We start from the raw sequence: 14,901 nt of genomic DNA, 5'->3' as shown, positions 1-14,901 counted from the left end.
ATGCACGTCATGCCGGGCTCGTCCCGGCATCCAGAGTTACGGGAGATGCGTCTCGTTACCCTGGATGCCGGGACGAGCCCGGCGTGACGATCATTCCCCCACCAACCTCTTGGCCGCGCGGTAGAGGCCGTCCACGGGCACCTCGATCCAGTCGGGGCGGTTGGCCGCCTCGTAGCCGACCTCGTACGCCGCCTTGGCGACGAGGAGCAGGTCGAGCAGCTCGGGCGATACCTCCGTGTCGCTCGCCGCGCGGTACGCGTCGAGGAAGGTGGCGCGCGCGTCGGTGCAGAAGCGCAGGTAGCGGCGCTCGGCGCGCAGGGCCTCCGTATCCGGGCCGGGCGGGCGGGCGCGGTCGGCGACGGCGGTGGCGTAGTCGAACGAGCGCAGGATGCCGGCGACGTCGCGCAGCGGCAAATCCTTGGCGCGGCGTTCGGCGAGCGGTTTCGCGGGCTGGCCCTCGAAATCGATCAGCATCACGTCCCCGCCGGTGACGAGCACCTGCCCCAGGTGGAGATCGCCGTGGATACGCGTGATGCGCTCGCCCGTCGCGGCGGCGGCGACCGCGTCGATCCGTGCGGCGACGGCATCGCCGTGCGCGGCGAGCCACTCGGCCGCCTCCCCCTCGATCCCGTCCAGGTGACGCAGCGCACGGTCGACGTCGCCGCGCACGTCGGCGGCGAGGCGGGTGGCCGCGTCGGCGTCCATCGTCTCGGGCGCGAACGCCGCGTCGTCGGTGGGCGCCGCCAGCACGGCGTGCATCTCGGCGAGGCGCCGCCCCAGCGTCTCGGCGAAGTGCGCGTAGTTGGCGAACGTCCCCTCCTCGTTGGTCGCCATCCGGTCGAGCGCGGCAAGCGTCCAGCTCCACGCGTCGCCCTGGTTGTGGACGAAGCGCTGCGCCAGCATCACCAGCGTGTCGTCGGCGATCCGGCGCACCTCGCCGAGCACCGGGGGCACCGCCTCGAACCCGCCGGCGACGAGGTGGCGGACCATCTCGGCGTCCGGGTGGATGCCCGCCTCCAGCTTGCGGAGGAGCTTGAGGACGACCGACTGGCCGAGGATCATCGAGCTGTTCGACTGTTCCGCGGTCAGCCATTCCAGTTCGGCATCGGCCTCGATGTCGAGACCGTCGGACGAGAAGGCGAGGGCGGCGTCGCCGTCGCCCGCCGTGACGTTGCCGTGCATCGCGGCGATCACCGAGCGTGCGAAGTCGGGCACCGCGAAGCCGTCGGTAAGCAGGCCGACCTGGCGGCCGCGGCGGACGCGGGCGAGCGCGAGGCCGCCGGCGAAGCGGCTCTGCGCGTCGCCCTCCCAGGCGATGCCGAGCGGCAGCGCGTAGCGGTAGGTGCCCGCATCGGTCGCGACCTCGATCTCGGTGAGGAGCAGGTCGTCGACGCCGGGCAGCGGGTCCAGCCGGAGCAGGCTGACGCTCTCGACACCCTCGTCCTTGGCGCCGAACCAGCGGCGCTGCGCGACATAGGCGGGCAGCACGTCGCGCTCCAGCACCGACCGGTTCGAGCCGACCGCGATGTCGGCGAAATCGGGACGCAGGACGAAGGTGTAGCGATCGGCCTCCAGCGCAGTCGGCGGCGTCGCCCAGCTCGGCGCGTCGGCCTGGGTCGACAGCGCGAACCAGAGAAAGCCGTAGGGCGGCAGCGTCAGCACATAGGGGGACGCGCCGATCGCCGGGAAGGGGGTGCCGCCGGTCAGCTCGATCGGCGTGCGGCCGTCGAATTCGGGAAGTTCGAGTTCGACGGCCTGCGCCGTGCGCGACAGGTTGAAGACGCACAGGATCGTGTCCTCACCCTGTTCGCGCAGATAGGCGAGGATCTTGCGGTTGGCGGGGCGCAGGAAGCGCTGGCTGCCGCGACCGAAGGCGGGGTGTTCGCGACGGACGGCGAGCATGCGCTTGACGGCGTTCAGCAGCGAGTGCTGGTCGCGCTCCTGCGTCTCCACGTTGACCGCCTCGTAGCCGTAGAGCGGGTCCTGGATCACGGGCAGCGTCAGCTCGGGCGGATCGCAGCGGCTGAACCCGCCGTTGCGGTCGGGCGACCATTGCATCGGCGTGCGGACGCCGTCGCGGTCGCCGAGATGGATGTTGTCGCCCATCCCGATCTCGTCGCCGTAATAGAGGACGGGGGTGCCGGGCATCGTCAGCAGCAGCGCGTTCATCAGCTCGACACGACGGCGATCGCGCTGCATCAGGGGTGCCAGGCGACGACGGATGCCCAGGTTGATGCGGGCGCGCCGGTCGGCGGCGTAGGTGTTCCAGAGATAGTCGCGCTCGGCATCGGTGACCATCTCGAGCGTCAACTCGTCATGGTTGCGCAGGAAGATCGCCCACTGGTTCTCCGGCGGAATGTCGGGCGTCTGGCGCATGATGTCGGTGATCGGGAAGCGATCCTCCTGCGCGACCGCCATGTACATGCGCGGCATCAAGGGGAAGTGGAACGCCATGTGGCACTCGGGGCCACCGTCGCCGACGCCTTCGCCACCGAAATATTGCTGCGTGTCCTCCGGCCACATATTTGCCTCGGCGAGCAGCATCCGGTCGGGATAATGCGCGTCGAGGTCGGCGCGGATCTTCTGGAGGACCTGGTGGGTCTCGGTCAGGTTCTCGTTGGAGGTGCCGTCGCGCTCGATCAGATAGGGGATCGCGTCGAGCCGGAGGCCGTCCACGCCCATGTCGAGCCAGAAGTGCATGACCCGCAGCACCTCGGCCAGCACCGCCGGGTTGTCGAAATTGAGGTCGGGCTGGTGGCTGTAGAAGCGGTGCCAGAAATAGGCGCCCGCCTCCTCGTCCCACGTCCAGTTCGACTTCTCGGTGTCGAGGAAGATGATGCGCGTGCCGGAATAGAGCTTGTCGTCGTCCGACCAGACGTAGAAGTCGCGCTCGGGCGAGCCGGGGGGGGCCTTGCGCGCCGCCTGGAACCAGGGATGCTGGTCCGACGTGTGGTTGATGACGAGTTCGAAGATGACGCGGATGCCCCGCTCGTGCGCCGCGGCGATGAAGGCGCGCGCGTCCTCCATCGTGCCGTAATCGGGCGACACGCCTTCATACTCGGCGATGTCGTAGCCGTCGTCGCGGCGGGGCGAGGGGTAGAAGGGCAGCAGCCAGATGCAGGTGACGCCCAGATCGGCGATATAGTCGAGCTTCTGGAGCAGGCCCTTGAAGTCGCCGATGCCGTCGTTGTTCGAATCGTAGAACGACTTGACGTGGACCTGGTAGATCACCGCGTCCTTGTACCAGAGCGGGTTCTGGTCGGGTTGCCCCGCATCGGTGTCGGTGATGGGCTCGCCGTCGTGGTTGCCGGTGATTTCGTCCATGCTGGTCGCGCTCACGCGGCTCCTCCAGGCGTCAGGCGCCAGATGCGATAGGGTTGGTCGGGCTCAATCCTGATCCACTGGTCGCGGCCGTGCCACTGGAAGCGATAGCCCTCGGCCAAGTCCTCGACTTGGACGGTGGCGTCGTCGGGCAGGCCGAGTTCCCATAGCGGCACGTGGAAGCCACATTCGTGGCCATGGTGCGGGTCCATGTTGACCATCACGCAGATGATGCCGCGGCCGTCGGGATCGGGCTTGCCGTACCAGATGATGTTGTCGTCCTCCGCCACGAAGAAGCGCGTGTTGAGGTGCGTCTGGAGCGCGGGATATTGCCGCCGGATGCGGTTGAGCATGGCGATGTCGAGGATGATGTTGCCGGGCGCGTTCCAGTCACGCGGCTTCACGATGTACTTCTCGCTGTCGTAATATTCTTCCTTGCCCGGAATGGCGGCGGCCTCGCACAGCTCGAAGCCGGAATAGACGCCGAACAGGCCCGACAGCGTCGCCGCGAGGACGGCACGGATGCGGAAGCCGGGGCGGCCGGATGTCTGGAGGAAGATCGGATTGATGTCGGGCGTGTTGACGAAGAAGTGCGGGCGGTAGAATTCGCGCGGCGCCTCCGTCGTCAGTTCCTCGATATAGTCGGTCAGCTCCGCCTTGGTGTCGCGCCAGGTGAAATAGGTGTAGCTCTGCGAGAAGCCGATCTTGCCGAGCCGGTACATCATCGTCGGCCGGGTGAACGCCTCCGCCAGGAAGATCGCGTCGGGATGTTTCGCGCGCACGTCGGCGATCATCCACTCCCAGAAGGGCAGCGGCTTGGTGTGCGGATTGTCGACGCGGAAGACCTTCACGCCGTGATCGATCCAGGTGAGGATGACGTCGCGCAACGCCACCCACAGGCCCGGCACCGCGTCGGGGCCGTAGAAGTCGACGTTGACGATGTCCTGGTACTTCTTGGGCGGGTTCTCGGCGTATTTCATCGACCCGTCAGGCCGCCACGCGAACCATCCCGGGTGCTCGGTCAGCCAGGGATGGTCGGGGGACGCCTGGATGGCGAAGTCGAGCGCGATCTCCAGCCCGTGCTCGCGCGCCGCCTTCACCAGCCGGCCGAACGCCTCGAAGCCGCCGAGTTCGGGATGGACCGCGTCGTGGCCGCCGTCCTTCGATCCGATCGCGTAGGGGCTGCCGGGGTCGCCCTCGCCGGCGGTCAGCGTGTTGTTCGGCCCCTTGCGGTTGGTGCGGCCGATCGGGTGGATGGGCGGAAAGTAGAGCGTGTCGAAGCCCATGTCGCGGATCTGCGGTAGCCGGCCGATCACGTCGTCGAAGGTGCCGTGCCGCTGCGCGTCGTCGGTGATCGAGCGGGGGAACAGTTCGTACCAGGAGGAGAAGCGCGCCGCGATCCGCTCGGCATCGAGCAGTTGGCGGGGGGAGCGGAGTGCGAAGGGACGATCGTCCGCCTCGGCCATCAGCGCCGCCAGATCGTCGTCGAGAAGCAGCCGGTGGTCGTCGGCGTTCGCCTCGACGCGCGCGTGCCAGTCGCCGAGCCGCGTCGCCAGGTCGCCGGACGCGCGCGCGGCGGCGGCCTCGACGAACTGGCGTCCCTCCGTCGCGTCCACCGCGAGCGCGACCCCGGCGTCCAGCTTCTTGCGGAAATCGCGGCGGAACCCACCCCACAGGTCTAGCCAGCCTTCGACCAGGAACTCGTGCCGGCCGAGCCGATCGGGAACGAAGTCGGCCTCCCACACGTCGGTCGGCAGCGCGGTCATCGGCTGGCGGCGCCATTCGGTCTCGTCGACCGGGCGCCACAGCAGTTCGGCGGCGAGCTGCTCGTGCCCGTCGGTGAACACCGTCGCCTCGACATGGACGACCTCGCCGACGATGCGCTTAACCGCGAAGTCGCCACCGTTGACGGTGGGGGACACCTCCTCGACCACCAGCCGCGGGTTGATCGTGGCGAACTCTTCGGCGGGGACCGGCGCGGGGGCGAGCACCGCCGCGGTGCGCCGCGCGGAGGGGGCGGCGAGGAAAGCGTCGACCATGATGTTCCTTACTTGGCCTTGCGCGGCTTGGCCGGGGCCTTCTCGGCAGGGGACGTCTTGGCGGCCGCCTTGGGCGCCGCCCGCTTGCGCGCGGGTTTCTCCTCGGGCGACGCGGCTGATGCTGCATCTCCGCCGGCGGGTTCGTCGGTGGCCGGGGAGGTCAGCGTCGTGCCGTCGGGCGCGGCGGTGGACGCTTCCTCCGCCTGGGTCGCAGCGTCGATCTCGGCGCTGGCGCTGTGCCAATGATCCTCGTGACGACCATGTTCCCCGCCCTGCTGCTCCCACATTTCGTAGGCGCGGCGACGGACGCGGTCGTTGCGATCATCGGTCATGGCACTCTCCCTCCTGTTGCGATGCGACGTAGGGGAAACCTCCGGCCACGCCCGGAGGTTTCATGCCGCGCCGCTTTGCTCCACGCAACGCGAGCGCAGAATATGCCTATTTCTCGACGGCGGCGGTCAGGGGCGGCGTCTGCTGGTGCTGGACGACCAGCCAGTCGTCATGGCCGCGCATCCGGAGCGTCGAGGTGCAATGTGCCTCGTACTTCTCGTCGCCCTTGGCGCAAGTCGCGGTGTAGGCGACGACGATCAGCCCTTCCTGCGGACGCGACACGCGCTTGTCCGACAGATCGACCGAGTCCCAGTCGGGCGTCTGCTTCACCGCGTCCTTCGCCTCCTGGCCCTGGAAGACGTAGGGCGGGCGGGGGAGGACCATGACGATCTCGTCGTCGATCCGCTCCTGATAATGTTCGTCGCTGGCATCCCACAGGCTGCCCTCGAATGCCCATACGCGTGCGTCGTCCATCATCGATCTCCTCTTCACCGTGCCAAGCGCCGGAGCGGGGGCGAACGTTCCGTGCTACAAGTCCGCGATGATCCGGATGCTGCTCCTCGCCGCCGCCCTGCTCGGCTCGCCCGCCGCGGCGGAGACGATCCTGTTCGTCGGCAACAGCTTCACCTTCGGCGCGACCTCGGCAGTGCAGGATTATCGGCCGGGCAGCGTCGCCGACCTGAACGGCGAGGGGGTGGGCGGCGTCCCCGCGCTGTTCGCGCGTTTCGCCGAGCAGGCGGGGCTGGATTATCGCGTGTCGCTGGAAACGGCGCCGGGCAGGAGCCTGGCCTGGCACCTGACGGAGCGCCGCGACCGGATCGACCGGGCGTGGGACCATGTGGTGCTGCAGGAATACAGCACGCTCGACCCCGACCGGCCGGGCGATCCGGCGCGGACGATCGCGGCGGCGCAGTCGCTGGCGGCGCTGTTGCGGGCGCGCAATCCGGGGGTCGACCTGCGGCTGACCGCGACCTGGTCGCGGCCGGACCTGGTCTATCGGCCGGGCAGCCGCTGGTCGGGCACGCCGATCGACCGCATGGCGCGCGACCTGCGCGTCGGCGCGGACAGGGCGGCGGAAGCGGCGCGGGCGCGGGTGATGCCGGTGGGCGAGGCGTTCACCTGCGCGATCCGCGGCGGCGTGGCCGATCCAAACCCTTATGACGGAATCGCGGCGGGTCAGGTCGATTTGTGGGGAGGGGATCATTACCATGGCAGCACCGCCGGCTATTACCTGGAGGCGCTGGTGGTGTTCGGCGCGGTGACCGGGCGCGATCCGACGGCGCTGGGGCGGGACGAGAAGGCGGCGGCCGATCTGGGCCTGTCGCCCGATCGGGCGGCGGCCTTGCAGCGCGTGGCGAAGGAGGCGCTGGCGAGCGATGGTGGGTGTGGTCGTTAGGCTTCCCGGCATGACGGAGCGGGGACGGCCTTTCCCCTACAGCAGCAATTCCTGCGGCGTCAGCCGGCCGACATGGCCGCCGCCCCGGCGCCGCGCCATCTCGGTCTCGGCGGTGAAGCGGATGTCGGGGTCGCGATCCGTCAGGAAGCCGGCCAGGCTCTCCTCCTCGATCTCGCGCCATTCCTTGCCGCGGTCGGGGCCGTAGCGGACGCGCGGCAGCAGGCCGGGCTCGTTCGACCATTGGATCAGCTGCGCGACCGACGCCTCGTTCAACTGGTCGCGCAGGTGGTGCGCGGTCACGTAGGCGTCGGGAAAGGCGCGGTGGATCGGCAGGCCGCGCTCGTGCACCATCCCCTCGGGCTTCCGCCAGTAGCGCAGCACCTGGTTGGAGAAGCTCGGGCTGTCGGGCCACAGCCTGAGCGCGCATTTCCACGTGCAGATCCAGTCGGCACCGCGGGTCAGGGCGGGCGTGCAGAACTGTTCCTCGAACGCGGCACGATGCGCGGCGAGCGCGACGCGACGGGGCCAGGGATCGAGCACGGGCCGCGCGACGTCATGCCACCAGCGCGCGTCCGCCACGTCCTCGTCGCGGATGTGGTGGATCGCCATGGTGATCGGCGGGATCGGGCGGCCGGGATTGACCATGATGTTGCCGCCCTCGCCATGCAGCTCCCAGCGCCCGTCGGAGCCGAGGGCCACGTCCTGCCAGCCGATCTCGATCACGGCGTGCGCGGGCGGCGCATTACCGGTGGTCTCCAGATCGATGACGCGGATGATGGAAGGCTGGGGGGCAGGCATCCCCGCCATGTGGGGGCGAACGGCCGCAAAAGCGAGATCAGCGGCGGACGCCGCTGGCGGCCAGCGCCGCATCCACCTCGGCGAGCAGCCGGTCGAGCGCCGGCTGGTCGCTGCCCTCCGCGCGCACCGTCACCGCGCCCTGCGTGTTGGAGGAGCGCAGCAGCCACCAGCCGTCGGCGGTCGTCACGCGGACGCCGTCGGTGTCGTCGACCCGCGCGCCCGCCTGCGTGAGACGGGCGCGGACTTCCTCGACCACCGCCAGTTTGCGCGTCTCGTCGACGGGAATCCGCAGGTCGGGCGTCGAGACCAGGACCGGCATCGCGTCGACCAGTTCGGCGAGCGAGCGGCCCGCCAGATGCACCGCGCGGATCAGCCGCACGGCGGCGTAGAGCGCGTCGTCGAAGCCGTAATAATGCTGGCCGAAGAAGATGTGCCCCGACATTTCGCCGGCGAGCGGCGCGCCGCATTCCACCATCCGCGTCTTGATCGCGCTGTGGCCGGTGCGCGCCATGACGGCATGGCCGCCGAGCGCCGCGACCCGGTCGAACAGCGCGGCGCTCGCCTTGACGTCGGCGATGATCGTGGCACCGGGCAGTTCGGCGAGCAGCGGCTCGGCCAGCAGCATCAGGATCTGGTCGCCCCACAGCACGCGGCCGCGCGCGTCGACCACGCCGATCCGGTCGCCGTCGCCGTCGAAGGCCAGGCCGAAATCGAGCCGCTCGTCCGCGACCAGCCGTTTCAGGTCGGCGAGGTTCGCCTCGTCGCTGGGATCGGGATGGTGGTGCGGGAAATTGCCGTCGGGGGTGGTGAAGAGCAGGTGGTGCTCGCCCGGCAGCCGCGCGCACAGCGCCTCCACCGCCGGCCCCGCCGCGCCGCTGCCGCAGTCCCAGCCGATCCGGAACGCGCCGCCGTCATAGCCGCGCATCAGCCGCTCGACATAGGCGGGCAGGACGTCGGCGTCGGTGACGGCGCCCGTGCCCTCGCTCCAGTCGCCGGCGGGGCCGAGCGCGGCCAGCCCGGCGATGTCGGCGCTCCAGAAGGAGCGGTGGCCGAGTACCATCTTGAAGCCGTTGTGATCGGCCGGATTGTGGCTGCCGGTCACCTGGATGCCGCCGTCGACGCCCAGGGTGGCCTCGGCATAATAGAGCATCGGCGAGGGGCCGACGCCGATCCGCACCGCGTCGACGCCGCCCGCCGTCAGCCCGCGGACCAGCGCCGCCTCCAGCATCGGCGAGGTGGTGCGCCCGTCGCGGCCGACCGCGACGCGGCTGCCGCCCGCCTGGCGCACGCGGGTGGCGAAGCCGCGGCCCACCGCGACCGCGTCGTCCTCGCCCAGCGTCCGGCCGACGATGCCGCGAATGTCGTACTCGCGAAGCACCGAGCGGTGGAAGCGGTGGCTCACTCGTCCGGGGACCGCCGCCCGACCAGTAGGTCGCGCGCGGCGTTGACGCGGCGCGCGAGCTCGGCCGAGCCGCCGCGGTCCGGGTGGACGCCCGCCAGCAACCGCCGGTGAGCGGCGCGGATCGCCGCGGCGTCGGCGCGCGGCCCCACGCCCAGCGTCTCGCGCGCGCGCGCCTCGTCGGCGGTCATCCGCCGCTTGCCGGAGGGTTTCAGATAATGCCACGCCGCCCAGATCAGCAGGGCGGCGACGATCCACTTCACGCGGCGACCCCGGTGGGCTGCTCGATTTCGGGCAGCTGGAGCGCGGCCATCATCTCGCGCAATTCCTGCCGAGCGGCGACATGGCCCAGGCCCATCGCGCCGAACTGCTTGGCGTCGATCATGGTCAGCCCCTGCGGAAACATCTCGCGGTAGATCACCCGCTCGCCGAGACCCGGAATGATGCGGAAGCCGACGCGCTTCGACAGGTCGGCGAGCGCGTCCTGCACGCGGCGCATGTTGCGCGCCTCGATATGCTGGAGGCGGTTGCGCAGCACGACCCAGTCGATCGTGGTGCCGTCGGCGCGGGCGCGCTGCTTCCTCGCGTCCCAGATCAGCTCGGCGTAGAAGGAGGGGCGGGTGACCTGATAGGTGTCGGGATGGACCTGGCCGATCAGGTCGAAATCGACGAAACTGTCGTTCATCGGCGTGACCAGGGTGTTCGACAGCGTCGCCGCGGTGCGCGCGAAGGCGTCGTCGCGGCCGGGCGTGTCGACGACGAGGAAGTCGGCGCCCTCCGCCAGCGCATGCCACGTATCCTCGAAGAAATCCTCGCTGACGCCGTCGTGCGTGGCGTGGCGCGGCATCGGCAGGTCGATGCCCTTGCGGCGCATCGTCTCCGCCCGGTTGTCGAGATAGCGGCCGACGGTGCGCTGGCGATGGTCGAGGTCCATGCACGACACCGCCGCGCCCTTGGCGGCGAGCGCGATGGCGACGTGGACCGCCGTGGTCGACTTGCCGGTGCCGCCCTTCTCGTTGGCGAAGACGATAACGTGCGGAGACGCCAACATGGTTTCCTTATTGATTAGGAGCTACCCCCTTCATAGAACCCCGCGCCCGCCGTTTCGAGAGGAGTTTTCTTTGCGTACCGTCCGTGATCTGAACGACTTGCGGCAAACGCTGGCCGAATGGCGGGACGCCAAGGAGCAGAATGGCGGCGCGCGGATCGCGCTGGTGCCGACGATGGGTGCGCTCCACGCCGGGCACCTGGCGCTGGTGGAGGCGGCGCGGCGTTCCGGTACGCGCGTGGTGGCGTCGATCTTCGTCAATCCGAAGCAGTTCGGGCCGAACGAGGATCTGGCCCGCTACCCCCGGCGCGAGGCGGCGGACGCGCGGCTGCTGACCGAGGCGGGGTGCGACCTGCTGTGGATGCCGCCGGTCGAGGTGATGTATCCGGACGGTTTCGCGACGACGGTGAGCGTGGCGGGCATCACCGACCATCTCGACGGCGCGGCGCGACCGGGCCATTTCGACGGCGTCGCCACGGTGGTGTGCAAGCTGTTCAACCAGGTCCGCCCCGACGCCGCCTATTTCGGCGAGAAGGATTTCCAGCAACTGGCGGTGATCCGGCGAATGGTCGCCGACCTCGACATGGACCTGGAGGTGGTCGGCGTGCCGACGCAGCGCGACGACGACGGGCTCGCGCTGTCGAGCCGCAACATCTACCTCGACGAGGAGCAGCGGGCGAAGGCGGTGGCCCTGCCGCGCGCGCTCGGCGTCGCGGCGCGCGCGATCGGCCGGGGCGAGGAGGCGGCGGCGGTGCTGGAGGACGCGCGCACGACGCTGATCGCGGCGGGGTTCGAGGTCGATTACGTCGCGGTGGCGGACGCGGAGACGCTGGTGCCCAACCCCGCCGCCGATCGTCCGCGCCGGCTGCTCGCGGCGGCCCGGATGGGGACGACGCGGCTGATCGACAACGTGCCTATCGAACGAGGTTAACTGCGTTAACCATTTGGTGACGCGACTCGGTTCAGACACATCCTCATGAACAATGGGGATTGTCATGGGCACCACTATCACCAACGCGCCGTTCCTGATCGATAACCGGCTGGCGGATGCCGCCCGCGGCGACACCGCCGCGCTGTACGATCTCGGCATCTGCTACCAGACCGGCACCGCCGGCGTGGCGATCGACCTGATCGAGGCGCACAAATGGTTCAATCTCGCCGCCGTGCGCGGCTTCGTCGAGGCGCAGGACGCGCGCTCCGAAGTCGCCGTGGACATGTCCCCGCGCGAGATCGCCTGCGCCCAGGCCGCCGCACGCGCGTGGCTCGGACAGGCGCAGCGCCGGGCGGCGTAACCTTCTCGGTAGACTGCATCCGCCTCACATCCGTCACCCCGGACTTGATCCGGGGTCCATCGTGCCGCGAGACAATCGGCCGGCGAGAGTGTGGAGCCATGGACCCCGGATCAAGTCCGGGGTGACGAAGAAGAAGCCATCTTCAACTATCCGCGAACCCGAACGGCGCCGTGCGGCGATGAACGTCGTCCGGCAGGATCGGCCGCCCGATCGGCGGCACCGCGCGGGCGGTGCAGCGGTCGCGCTGGCACAAATTGCAGGCGATGCCGATCGGCGTGAACACCGGCGCCTCGCTCGCGTAAACCAGCCGCTCGGCGTGCTCGGCCGCGCAGCCCAGCGCCACCGCGCGCTCGACCCGCGGCAGGCCGGCGCCGCCGCCGCCCGCGACCACCCTGCGCGCGATCGAGAAGAAGCGCTGGCCGTCGGGCAATTCCAGCCACTGCGTCACCACCTCGCCCGGCCTGCGGAACACGTGGTGAACCGACCACAAGGGGCATCCGCCGCCGTGCCCGGCGAAGGGGAAGCCGGCGCCGTCGAGCCGCTTCGACACGTTGCCCGCCTGGTCGACGCGGATGAAGAAGAACGGCACCCGCTCGTGCCCCGGCTTCTGGAGGCTGGTGAGGCGATGGGCGACCTGCTCGAAACTCGCACCGAATTGCCGGCCGAGCGCCTCCACGTCGTAGCGCTTGTCCTCCGCCGCCCTGGCGATCGCGGCATAGGGCATGACGATCGCCCCCGCGGCATAATTGGCGAGCGCGCGGCGGCCGAGCCGGCGGCCGTCGTCGCTCGCGAACTCGCCCTCCGCCAGCACCCGGTCGAGATCGCGGCCGAGCTGCAGATAGACGATCTGGAGCGCCATCTGGAACTGCCGACTCGCGTGATCGAGTGACTCGTCCAGGAAGACGGCACGGTGATGCGGATCGTAGCGGCGGACCATCCCCGCCATCACGTCCGACGGCAGCGGCCGGACGCGCAGGCCGAAGCGCGCGGTGATGTACGCCGCCATGCCGCCCCCGCTCCCTGCATCGCCGATCGCGTCGGCGAGCCGCTCGCCCGCGTCGTCGAGCGAGGGGAAGCTGTTGCGATGGTGGCTGAGAAAGCGGCGCGCATCGGCGACCGCGTCGATCGCGCCGCCCTCCTGACCCACGCGCGCCTGGCGATCGGCGAGCGCCGCCTGTTCCTGGCCGTATGCGGCGTGGAGGCGCAGGAACGCCTCCGTCATGCCGGGGTAGTTGGTCGCCACGTCCGCGGCCTGGAGCGCGGGCAGGTCGATGTCGGCGAACAGCGGGTCGCGTAGTGCCGCCTGGAGCCGGGCGGTATATTCCACCCCGCCGTCGCCCGCGAAATCCGCCACGTCGATCTTGTAGGTCCGCGCCAGCCGCAGCAGCAGATCGGCGGTCAGCGGTCGCTGGTTGCTCTCCAGCAGCGACACGTAGGATACCGAGATGTCGAGGTCGGCGGCCATGCCCGGCTGCGTGAGGCCAAGGTCGCGACGCAGGCGACGCAGGCGAGGGCCCATGTACACGCTGCGCTCCATCGCCATCGACAATTACCTTTGTAAAAGCTCGACAGCTTTACAGCGGATACCTGTCAATATCCACAGTTCGACGGTGCGGGCACTTCCGGGCAGCGCGGACGCGGACCTATCCCGGTGCCAGCATCACGGGAACCATCGACATGAGCTACGCACAACAGCTGTCCGACGCCGCCGCCACGATCCGCCGGGCGGGCGCGCCCTGGTCGGCGATCGACAGCGAGGCGGTCGCTCGCATGCGCCTCCAGAACCGTTTCCGCACCGGAGTAGACATCGCACGCCACACCGCCAAGATCATCCGCGCCGACATGACCGCCTACGACGCCGATCCGGCTGCTTACACGCAGTCGCTTGGCTGTTGGCACGGCTTTATCGGCCAGCAGAAGATGATCGCGGTGAAGAAGCATTTCGGCACCACCAAGGGCCGGTATCTGTACCTGTCGGGCTGGATGATCGCTGCGCTCCGCTCCGAGTTCGGGCCGCTGCCCGACCAGTCGATGCACGAGAAGACGAGCGTGCCCGCGCTGATCGAGGAACTCTACACCTTCCTCCGCCAGGCCGACGCGCGCGAGCTGGGTATGATGTTCCGCGACCTCGATGAGGCGCGCGGGGCCGGCGACTCGGCCCGGGAGCAGGAACTGACCGACGCGATCGACGGATATGAGACGCACGTCGTGCCGATCATCGCCGACATCGACGCGGGCTTCGGCAATGCCGAGGCGACCTACCTGCTCGCCAGGAAGATGATCGAGGCGGGCGCCTGCGCGCTCCAGATCGAGAATCAGGTCAGCGACGAGAAGCAGTGCGGCCATCAGGACGGCAAGGTCACCGTGCCGCACGAGGACTTCCTGGCGAAGATCCGCGCCTGCCGCTACGCCTTCCTGGAACTCGGGGTCGAGGACGGCATCGTCGTCGCGCGCACCGACTCATTGGGTGCGGGCCTGACCAAGCAGATCGCCTATAGCCGCGAGGCGGGTGATCTCGGCGACCGGTACAACGCCTTCCTCGACTGCGAGGAGGTGACCGACCTGTCTTCCCTGCGCGGCGACGTGGTGATCGAGCGCGACGGCAGGCTGATGCGGCCCAAGCGGCTACCGTCCAACCTGTACCAGTTCGCCCCCGGCACCGGCGCCGACCGCTGCGTCCTAGACTGCATTACCTCGCTGGAGAACGGCGCCGACCTGCTGTGGATCGAGACGGAGAAGCCGCATATCGAGCAGATCGCGTCGATGGTCGACCGCATCCGCGCGGTGATCCCGAACGCCAAGCTGGTCTACAACAACTCGCCGTCGTTCAACTGGACGCTCAATTTCCGCCAGCAGGTGTTCGACGCGTGGCGCCAAGCGGGTCGTGACGTGGCGGCGTACGACCGGGATGCGCTGATGAGCGTCATTTACGACACGACCGAACTGGCGGCGGAGGCCGACGAGCGTATCCGCACCTTTCAGCGCGACGCGGCGGCGCGTGCCGGCATCTTCCACCATCTCATTACGCTGCCGACCTATCACACGGCGGCCTTGTCGACCGACAATCTGGCACGCGAGTATTTCGGCGAGGCCGGGATGCTCGGCTACGTCCGCGACGTGCAAAGGAAGGAGATCCGGGAGGGGATCGCCTGCGTCCGTCACCAGAACATGTCGGGCTCGGACCTAGGCGACGACCACAAGGAATATTTCGCCGGCGAGGCCGCGCTGAAGGCCGGCGGCGTCCACAACACGATGAACCAGTTCGCCTGAACCCATTT

13 protein-coding genes are annotated in these 14,901 nt (G+C 69.4%); 4 read left to right on the top strand and 9 right to left on the bottom strand.

What is annotated here, in order from left to right; all coding sequences use genetic code 11:
* Positions 1 to 90: 90 nt before the first annotated feature.
* From treS to BM145_RS04810, 4 genes are all read right to left on the bottom strand, one after another.
* On the bottom strand, positions 91 to 3,339 hold the full coding sequence (gene treS / locus BM145_RS04825) for a maltose alpha-D-glucosyltransferase (RefSeq protein WP_218149611.1): 3,249 nt from the start codon (positions 3,337 to 3,339) through the stop codon (positions 91 to 93).
* Positions 3,336 to 5,360 carry an alpha-1,4-glucan--maltose-1-phosphate maltosyltransferase gene (locus BM145_RS04820; RefSeq protein WP_093332011.1) on the bottom strand — a complete coding sequence of 675 codons (2,025 nt, stop codon included), beginning with the start codon at positions 5,358 to 5,360 and terminating at the stop codon, positions 3,336 to 3,338. The genes treS and BM145_RS04820 overlap by 4 nt, the downstream gene beginning before the upstream one ends.
* An 8-nt stretch (positions 5,361 to 5,368) precedes the next feature.
* Complete coding sequence (locus BM145_RS04815; protein ID WP_093332007.1) at positions 5,369 to 5,692, bottom strand: DUF2934 domain-containing protein; 324 nt, start codon at positions 5,690 to 5,692, stop codon at positions 5,369 to 5,371.
* 106 nt (positions 5,693 to 5,798) lie between these two features.
* On the bottom strand, positions 5,799 to 6,164 hold the full coding sequence (locus tag BM145_RS04810) for a DUF4440 domain-containing protein (protein WP_093332004.1): 366 nt from the start codon (positions 6,162 to 6,164) through the stop codon (positions 5,799 to 5,801).
* 67 nt (positions 6,165 to 6,231) lie between these two features.
* On the opposite strand from BM145_RS04810, the gene BM145_RS04805 reads away from it, so the two are divergent.
* The gene (locus BM145_RS04805; RefSeq protein ID WP_093332001.1) at positions 6,232 to 7,086 is read left to right on the top strand and encodes a PEP-CTERM sorting domain-containing protein; all 855 of its coding nucleotides are present in this window, start codon (positions 6,232 to 6,234) and stop codon (positions 7,084 to 7,086) included.
* Positions 7,087 to 7,122: 36 nt separating this feature from the next.
* On the opposite strand, the gene BM145_RS04800 is transcribed toward BM145_RS04805, so the two are convergent.
* Genes BM145_RS04800 through BM145_RS04785 form a run of 4 tightly spaced genes read right to left on the bottom strand, consistent with a single transcriptional unit; the run spans position 7,123 to position 10,334 of the window.
* Positions 7,123 to 7,884 (bottom strand): exonuclease domain-containing protein, encoded by a 762-nt coding sequence (locus tag BM145_RS04800; RefSeq protein ID WP_093332399.1) that lies wholly within the window; start codon positions 7,882 to 7,884, stop codon positions 7,123 to 7,125.
* Positions 7,885 to 7,921: 37 nt separating this feature from the next.
* Positions 7,922 to 9,286, bottom strand: a complete 1,365-nt coding sequence (gene pgmG / locus BM145_RS04795) for a phosphoglucomutase/phosphomannomutase PgmG (RefSeq protein WP_093331998.1) — start codon at positions 9,284 to 9,286, stop codon at positions 7,922 to 7,924.
* Positions 9,283 to 9,546 carry a molecular chaperone DnaJ gene (locus tag BM145_RS04790; RefSeq protein ID WP_093331996.1) on the bottom strand — a complete coding sequence of 88 codons (264 nt, stop codon included), beginning with the start codon at positions 9,544 to 9,546 and terminating at the stop codon, positions 9,283 to 9,285. The genes pgmG and BM145_RS04790 overlap by 4 nt, the downstream gene beginning before the upstream one ends.
* Positions 9,543 to 10,334, bottom strand: coding sequence for a division plane positioning ATPase MipZ (locus tag BM145_RS04785; protein WP_093331993.1), 792 nt, complete (start codon positions 10,332 to 10,334; stop codon positions 9,543 to 9,545). Before BM145_RS04785 ends, BM145_RS04790 begins: the two co-directional genes overlap by 4 nt.
* A 70-nt stretch (positions 10,335 to 10,404) precedes the next feature.
* On the opposite strand from BM145_RS04785, the gene panC reads away from it, so the two are divergent.
* Together panC and BM145_RS04775 are read left to right on the top strand one after the other, a co-directional pair.
* Complete coding sequence (gene panC / locus BM145_RS04780) at positions 10,405 to 11,262, top strand: pantoate--beta-alanine ligase (protein WP_093331991.1); 858 nt, start codon at positions 10,405 to 10,407, stop codon at positions 11,260 to 11,262.
* Between the two features lie 64 nt (positions 11,263 to 11,326).
* Entirely contained in the window at positions 11,327 to 11,623 is a 297-nt protein-coding gene (locus BM145_RS04775; protein ID WP_093331989.1) for a sel1 repeat family protein, read from the top strand.
* A gap of 142 nt (positions 11,624 to 11,765) precedes the next feature.
* Here the strand turns inward: BM145_RS04775 and BM145_RS04770 are convergent, their stop codons facing one another.
* Positions 11,766 to 13,166 carry a helix-turn-helix domain-containing protein gene (locus tag BM145_RS04770; RefSeq protein ID WP_093331986.1) on the bottom strand — a complete coding sequence of 467 codons (1,401 nt, stop codon included), beginning with the start codon at positions 13,164 to 13,166 and terminating at the stop codon, positions 11,766 to 11,768.
* Positions 13,167 to 13,300: 134 nt separating this feature from the next.
* On the opposite strand from BM145_RS04770, the gene BM145_RS04765 reads away from it, so the two are divergent.
* Positions 13,301 to 14,893 carry an isocitrate lyase gene (locus tag BM145_RS04765; RefSeq protein WP_093331984.1) on the top strand — a complete coding sequence of 531 codons (1,593 nt, stop codon included), beginning with the start codon at positions 13,301 to 13,303 and terminating at the stop codon, positions 14,891 to 14,893.
* The last annotated feature ends 8 nt before the right edge of the window (positions 14,894 to 14,901 follow it).

It is taken from the genome of Sphingomonas rubra (assembly GCF_900115745.1).
GTDB classification, from domain to species: Bacteria; Pseudomonadota; Alphaproteobacteria; order Sphingomonadales; family Sphingomonadaceae; genus Sphingomonas; species Sphingomonas rubra.
This window is presented reverse-complemented; position numbering and strand designations above follow the sequence as displayed.

Coding starts and splice junctions, on each gene's coding strand:
- BM145_RS04820 (WP_093332011.1), bottom strand. CDS start 5,360: ATGGTCGACGCTTTCCTCGCCGCCCCCTCCGCGCGGCGCACCGCGGCG.
- BM145_RS04815 (WP_093332007.1), bottom strand. CDS start 5,692: ATGACCGATGATCGCAACGACCGCGTCCGTCGCCGCGCCTACGAAATG.
- BM145_RS04810 (WP_093332004.1), bottom strand. CDS start 6,164: ATGGACGACGCACGCGTATGGGCATTCGAGGGCAGCCTGTGGGATGCC.
- BM145_RS04805 (WP_093332001.1), top strand. CDS start 6,232: ATGATCCGGATGCTGCTCCTCGCCGCCGCCCTGCTCGGCTCGCCCGCC.
- BM145_RS04800 (WP_093332399.1), bottom strand. CDS start 7,884: ATGCCTGCCCCCCAGCCTTCCATCATCCGCGTCATCGATCTGGAGACC.
- BM145_RS04785 (WP_093331993.1), bottom strand. CDS start 10,334: ATGTTGGCGTCTCCGCACGTTATCGTCTTCGCCAACGAGAAGGGCGGC.
- BM145_RS04775 (WP_093331989.1), top strand. CDS start 11,327: ATGGGCACCACTATCACCAACGCGCCGTTCCTGATCGATAACCGGCTG.
- BM145_RS04770 (WP_093331986.1), bottom strand. CDS start 13,166: ATGGCGATGGAGCGCAGCGTGTACATGGGCCCTCGCCTGCGTCGCCTG.
- BM145_RS04765 (WP_093331984.1), top strand. CDS start 13,301: ATGAGCTACGCACAACAGCTGTCCGACGCCGCCGCCACGATCCGCCGG.